The sequence below is a fragment of the Kitasatospora sp. NPDC091257 genome, assembly GCF_044757675.1.
GTDB lineage: Bacteria > Actinomycetota > Actinomycetes > Streptomycetales > Streptomycetaceae > Kitasatospora > Kitasatospora lactacystinica.
On the sequence record NZ_JBIVVI010000500.1, the window covers coordinates 1 to 6213 of the forward strand.

At 74.2% G+C, this 6213-nt stretch carries 5 protein-coding genes; 4 read left to right on the forward strand and 1 reads right to left on the reverse strand.

The window, feature by feature from the left end:
- The 4 genes from ACIQOV_RS22595 to dpgD form a co-directional block, all read left to right on the forward strand.
- Window positions 1-927 (forward strand): DUF4190 domain-containing protein (locus tag ACIQOV_RS22595; RefSeq protein WP_401051073.1); only part of this gene is annotated, 927 nt, incomplete at its 5' end.
- Between the two features lie 252 nt (window positions 928-1179).
- Window positions 1180-3270 (forward strand): hypothetical protein, encoded by a 2091-nt coding sequence (locus tag ACIQOV_RS22600; protein ID WP_401051076.1) that lies wholly within the window; start codon window positions 1180-1182, stop codon window positions 3268-3270.
- A 14-nt stretch (window positions 3271-3284) separates the two neighbouring features.
- Window positions 3285-4835 (forward strand): hypothetical protein, encoded by a 1551-nt coding sequence (locus tag ACIQOV_RS22605; RefSeq protein ID WP_401051078.1) that lies wholly within the window; start codon window positions 3285-3287, stop codon window positions 4833-4835.
- 133 nt (window positions 4836-4968) lie between these two features.
- On the forward strand, window positions 4969-5751 hold the full coding sequence (gene dpgD / locus ACIQOV_RS22610; protein WP_401051080.1) for an enoyl-CoA-hydratase DpgD: 783 nt from the start codon (window positions 4969-4971) through the stop codon (window positions 5749-5751).
- A gap of 48 nt (window positions 5752-5799) precedes the next feature.
- Here dpgD and ACIQOV_RS22615 read toward each other — a convergent pair.
- Window positions 5800-6213, reverse strand: a 414-nt coding sequence (locus ACIQOV_RS22615) for a hypothetical protein (protein WP_401051081.1), incomplete at its 5' end; no start/stop codon positions are given.

The following is a 6213-nucleotide window of genomic DNA, read 5'->3' on the forward strand; positions in this document are numbered from 1 at the left end:
GCTCCCGCCCCCGCCGGGGCCCCGGGCATGCCGCCCGCCCCGGGCGCGGCGCCCGCGCCCGGCGTGCCGTACTGGCCGCCGTACCCGATGCCGATGCCCGCCCCGCAGCCCCGCAACGGCCTGGGCATCGCCGCCCTGGTGCTCGGCATCGTCGGCGTCGTTCTCGGCCTGGTCGTCATCCTGTTCTGGCTGTCCTGGCTGCCGGCCCTGCTCGCCGTCGTGTTCGGCGTCATCGGCCTGGGCTACGCGCGCAAGGGCACGGCGACCAACCGGGGGATGGCCCTGGCGGGCGTGATCCTGGGCGTCACCGGCCTGCTGGTCTCGGTCGGCGCCGGGGTGTTCGTCGTCTCCCGGGTGCAGGCGGTCAACGAGGAGCGGCGGGCCGAGGCGGACGCCGCGCGCGCCCGCTCCGAGGCCGCGACCAAGGCCGCCCAGGAACGGGCCGCCCAGGAGAAGCAGCGGATCGACGCGGAGCTGAAGCGGATCGAGGCCGAGAAGGAGAAGGCGGCCGCGGAGGAGCGGGCCCGGCACCTGTCGTTCGGCCAGACCTACACCTACGAGGACGGGCTGAAGGTCACGACGGCCGCGCCGGAGCCGTACTCCCCGCTCCTGACCGTGTACCAGCCGCCCAAGGACGCCAGGATCGTCCAGCTGAGGATCACCGTCGTCAACACCGGATCCCAGGAGCTCCCGCTCAACGGATCGGGACTGCCCACGGTCAGGGACGCCAAGGGTGCCCTCCTCTTCTCGCTGAGCGACGGGAGCGACAAGCTGAAGCTCATCACCGGCTCGCTGGCCCCGGGGCAGGAGGCCACCGGCGTGTACGCGTACGCCCTGCCGAACGGCACGGACCGGATCTCGGTCGAGTTCACCTACGGCCTCCTGCTCCAGCGCAAGACCGTCGCCTGGACCGGCCCCATCGGCTGACCCGGCGCCGCCCCCGTCCCACCGGCACCACCGGCACCACAGGCACCACGGGAAGCACCATTCCCACCAGCCCGCCCCCGCAGGAAATCTGACGGAGTATCAGGCGAGTCACGAATTGGCAACCCAGGGCCGGGTCCGCGGCGATACACCTGTGGCGGACCGACCGGTTCCCCTATTCTCCATCCGGCGTGGCGTACTCCCGCCGCGCCGGAGGACAGGGGGGTCGCGGTGGTTCTGGACGGACGGGCGGCTGTGTTCAAGGCCGTCGTTCCCTCGCTGGTCGGCCTCGAACTGTCGGGGCCCGAACCCGGGGGCGGCACCCGGCTGCGCATCCCGGCCGGGATCCCCCTGCTCATCGAGTGCTCCGGCGGGCGCCTGACCGGCAGGACCACCCTCCTGAAGACCCTGGAGGTGCGGTACGCCGAGCGCCTGCCCCAGGCCTACGCGGACCTCGGGCGCGCGGACTTCGGCCGCCCCGGCCTCGCCCTGCCCGCCGAGAACGAGGCCCCCCGGCTGAGCAACGCCTCCCACACCTCGGACCTGCTCTTCCACCTGCGGTACGAGCTGAGCCGGCGGGCGAACAGGTTCGGCGCGGGCCTGTCCTTCCCCCGGCTCACCCAGGGCCTGCTGGCGGTCACCAGCTGGCAGACCGTCGGGCTCGGCGAACTGGAGGCCGCCGGCCGGCGCCTGGAGAGTCTGCTGCGCGAGAGCCAGCCCGACGCCCAGGTGCGCCGGGACAAGGTGGCGAAATGGATCAGACAGGTCGCCCCGAACCTCGGCACCGCGGCCGGGCTGGGCCCCGGGGTCAACGAACTGGTCGCCTCGCTCGCCGACATCGTCGCCACCGAACTGCTCGGCGCCCGCGCCAACAAGAACGGCCTGCGCTGGTGGGCCGAACGGCGGGTCAGCGCCCAGGGCGAGGCGAACGTCCAGCTCTCCGAGCTCGCCCGCGGCTTCCGCGGCAACGCGCACGACCGCGAGCGCGCCGAGCGGCACCTGATGGCCGCCCTCCTGGCGGACATCGACGACCACTACACCTGGGCGCGCCTGAGGAACCGGCTGCCGCGCCCGCTGCTGCTCCTGGACAACGCCCACACCCCGCTCGGCCGCCCGGTCCTGGACATGCTGACCCGGGTCTGGCACGAGGAGACGGTCCGGACGCGGCCGGGCGTGGTCGTCACCGTCCTGGCACCGGAACCGGCCACCCCCGACCCCGAGAGCACCACCGCGACGACACGCAACGCCACCGGCCCGTTCTGGCGCGAGGACCGGCCGCAGACACCGGCCGGCTGGACCCTGCGGCTGCCGCTGGCCCAGCTGACCCTCGACGAGGTCACGTGGATGTTCGGCACGGACCACCCCGGGCCCGACATCGCCCAGTTGATCCACCGCCTCAGCGCGGGCCGGGCCGGCATCGCCCACGCCCTGGTCCAGGCCGTCCGACGGGCCGTGCGCCTCGGGCAGAGCCCCGACCCGCGCACCCTGTTCGACCTGCCCGCCGAGGACGAGCCCGACACGCCGGCGCACGAGCGGCTGCTGCGCCTCCTGGTCCCCGACGACACCGCCCGGGAGCGCCTGACCAACTTCGCCCCGGCGCTCGACGAGGACGCCGCCCACGCGCTCGACGCCCACTACCCGCCCGGCGACAACGGGACCCTGCGCGTCCAGACGACCAGACAGCTGCTGCAGCACGACCACTGGGGCGCCCACCCGTGGCCGGGCACCGGCGCGCCGTTCGTCGGCGACCCCACCCTGCGCGCCCTGCTCGGCCACCGCCTGGTCACCGCGCTCGACGCGACCCCCGGGGCCGAGCGGTGGCACGACATCCACGAGACCCTCTGCGACCGCTACGCCCCGCAGGCCGCCGACCCGCAGACCGCCGACCCGCAGGCCGTGGCCCCGCGCAACGCCGCCCCGTCCGACGACCGCTTCCTGCACCACTCCCTCGCCGTCCTCGACACGGGCACCGTCGTGCGCGCCCTCCACCGGCGCCTGGCCGGCCACGACACGGCCGGCTGGCTCACCGCCCTCAACCTGGTCTGCGCCGCGCCGCACCCGCCCCGGAACCTGACCGCCCTCGCGGCCCAGCCCGAGGACTGCCCGGCCTGCGGGGGCGCCGGCACCCCCGTGCACCAGGCGGTCGAGTTCCTCGTCGACGCGCTGTGGCAGCAGTCGCACCCGCTCGCACCGCCCGACGAGCGGCTGATCGGGAGCGTCCAGCTGCAACTGCTCACCCTGGCCCAGCTCGCCGGGGCCGCCCACCAGACGGTGTTCTTCCACGCGTACGAGACCTGGCCGCAGCTCCTGCGGCGCTGGGTCCAGGCCCCCCACCTCCCGATCTGAGGAGACCCCCGACCATGAGCGTTCTGCCCGACGGTCCCCTGAACCGCGCGCTGGCGGCCGTCCTCGCCGCCGCCGTCCTGGCCGCCGGGGGCTATCTGGGATACGAGTACCTGCTGGTCGACGACCCCTCCTGCGCCCCCGGCGTGGAGCGGCGCGGGGACCGGCACGAGTGCGTCGGCGTCACCGACGGCGCCTACGTCTTCACCGACGAGCTGAAGCAGGTCACCGCCCGCATCAAGGCCGAGAACGACCGCGTGGCCGACAGCTCGCCCGTCACCGTCGCCCTGATGATCCCCATGACCTCCGCCGCGCCCGCCGAACGGCGCGAACTGGTCGAACAGGTGCAGGGCGCCTACCTGGCCCAGCACTGGGCCAACGACGACAGGAACAAGAACAAGCGGCAGCCCCCGATCCGGCTGGTGCTGGCCAACCCCGGCCGCGGCTACCTCCAGTGGCGCGCCGTCGCCGACCAGCTGGCGCAGGCCGCGGCCGACGGGAAGCAGAACCTGCGGGCCGTCACGGGCATCAACATCAGCATCGCCGAGACCGAACAGGCCGTGCGCTACCTCACCGCGGACAAGCACATCCCGGTCGTCGCCGGCCCCATGACCGCGGACGACATCAAGAACACCGCCGCCGACCCGCGCCGCTACCCGGGACTGGCGCGCATCGCCCCCGGCAACGCCGACCAGGCCGGCGCCCTCACCTCGTACGGGGCGGCCATCAAGCCCGAAGAGGCCCTGGTGATCGAGGACACCCGCGACAACGACAACTACCTCGCCACCCTGCGCCAGACCTTCGAGAAGCTCACCAAGGGCGCCCCCAACGCCCCGGAGACCTACCAGTCGCCGCCCGACTTCAACGACGAGGGCAACCTCGCCAACGACTTCCACCAGATGGTGCCGAGCATCTGCACCTCCGCCGCCACGACCCTCTACTTCGCCGGCCGCCCGGTCCAACTGCGCCAGTTCCTGGTCGAACTGGGCAACCGGAAGTGCAACAAGCACTACACGGTCGTCACCGGCTCGCACGCCTCCACCCTGATGGTCGACGAGAAGTTCGCCGACAAGTGGGACGCCCTCAGCACGGGCGCCGGCATCACCGTGCGCTACACCGCCCTCGCCCACCCCGACACCTTCGGGGAGAAGAGCACCGAGGGCCCCGGCGGCTCCAAGGCCGCCTCGAAGGAGCTGGCCGACCTGCTGGGCGAGCCCGACACCAAGGCACCCGACGCGATCGGCCCCGCCGACCTGCGCGACGGCCGCGTGATCATCACCTACGACTCGGTCTCCACCGCCATTGCGGGCATCCGCAACCAGACGGTGGGGAACGTGAGGACGCCCTCGACGGACGACGTCGTCCAGAGCTGGCGACGGCTGCACGGCGACAACCGGGTCGACGGCGCCAGCGGCTGGATCTGCCTCGACCAGTACGGCAACCCGTACAACAAGGCCGTGCCCGTCGTCCACCTCGACCCGGCCACCAGGAACGCCGTCCTGGACACCCTCGCCTGGCCCCTCGGCCACGCCCCCGACCCCAACTGCTCGATCGGCAGCGACGGCTGACCGGGCCGCGGCGCCGCGGCACGGCCTGCGCCCGACGGCCCGCCCCCACCGGTAGCCTGCCCGCGTGGACCCCGCGACGCCGCCACCCGCGGCACAGGAACCCGCAGCACCGCGGCCCGCGACGGACCGGCCCGTGCTCTACGAGCGGGCCGGCCACGTCGCACGCGTCACCCTGAACCGGCCCCACGTCCTCAACGCGATGGACCAGCGGATGCACGCCGAACTCGGCGCGGTCTGGGACGAGGTCGAACGCGACGACGAGGTGCGGCTGGTCGTGCTGACCGGCGCGGGCGAGCGCGCCTTCTCCGTCGGACAGGACCTCAAGGAACGGGCCCGGCTCGACCGCGAGGGACACCCGCCGACGAGCTTCGGCTCCCGGGGCCAGCCGGGCTCGCCCCGCCTGACCGACCGCTTCACGCTGTCCAAACCCGTCCTGGCCCGGGTCCGCGGCCACGCCCTCGGCGGCGGCTTCGAACTCGTCCTCGCCTGCGACCTGGTGATCGCCGCACAGAGCGCCGTCTTCGCCCTGCCCGAAGCCGCCCTCGGCCTGATCCCCGGCGCGGGCGGGGCCTTCCGGCTGGCCCGGCAGATCCCGCTCAAGGCCGCGATGGGCTACCTGCTGACCGGGCGCCGGATGTCGGCCCACGAGGCACTGGCCCTCGGACTGGTCAACGAGGTCGTCCCGGACGACCAGCTGGACGCCTGCGTCGAGCGGTGGACGGCCGACCTGCTGCGCTGCGCCCCCCTGTCCCAACGCGCCCTGAAGGAGGCCGTGCTGCGCTCGGTCGACCTGCCGCTGGAGCAGGCCTTCACCACCCGCTACCACTGGGAGCAGGTCCGCCGGGCCAGCGAGGACGCCCGGGAGGGACCGCGCGCCTTCGCCGAGAAACGCGCACCCGTGTGGCGCGGGCGCTGAACCGGCCCCCTCCGGAGCCGCTCCGACGCCCGCGCCGGCGCGACCCGCTCAGCCCCGGCCCTCGCCCTCGCCCCTGCCCTCGCCCCTGCCCTCGTCCCGGCCTTCGCCCGCACCGCCGAAGGCCGACTCGAACTCGTCGATGTCCTCCTGCCCCAGCGAGATCAGCGAGAAGTCCGACGGGGTGTGGCCCCCGGACCCCTCGGCGGCGTGCCGCACCAGGCCCTCCAGCACCGCCCGCCAGCGCCCGGCGAGATCGCCCAGCTCCGCCCCGGTGAGCAGCCCGCCCGGCGACTCCAGGACGAAGCCCAGCTCGGGCCCCTCGGGCAGGTCCCGCGCCGAACCGTTGATCTCCAGCACGTGCCGCAGCGGTGTCGACGGGTCCACGCCGCCGTCGGGCACCGGGCGCTCACCCGCCGGCGTCCACGCCCGCGCGGACACCCCGGCCGGCGCCCCGGCCGGCAC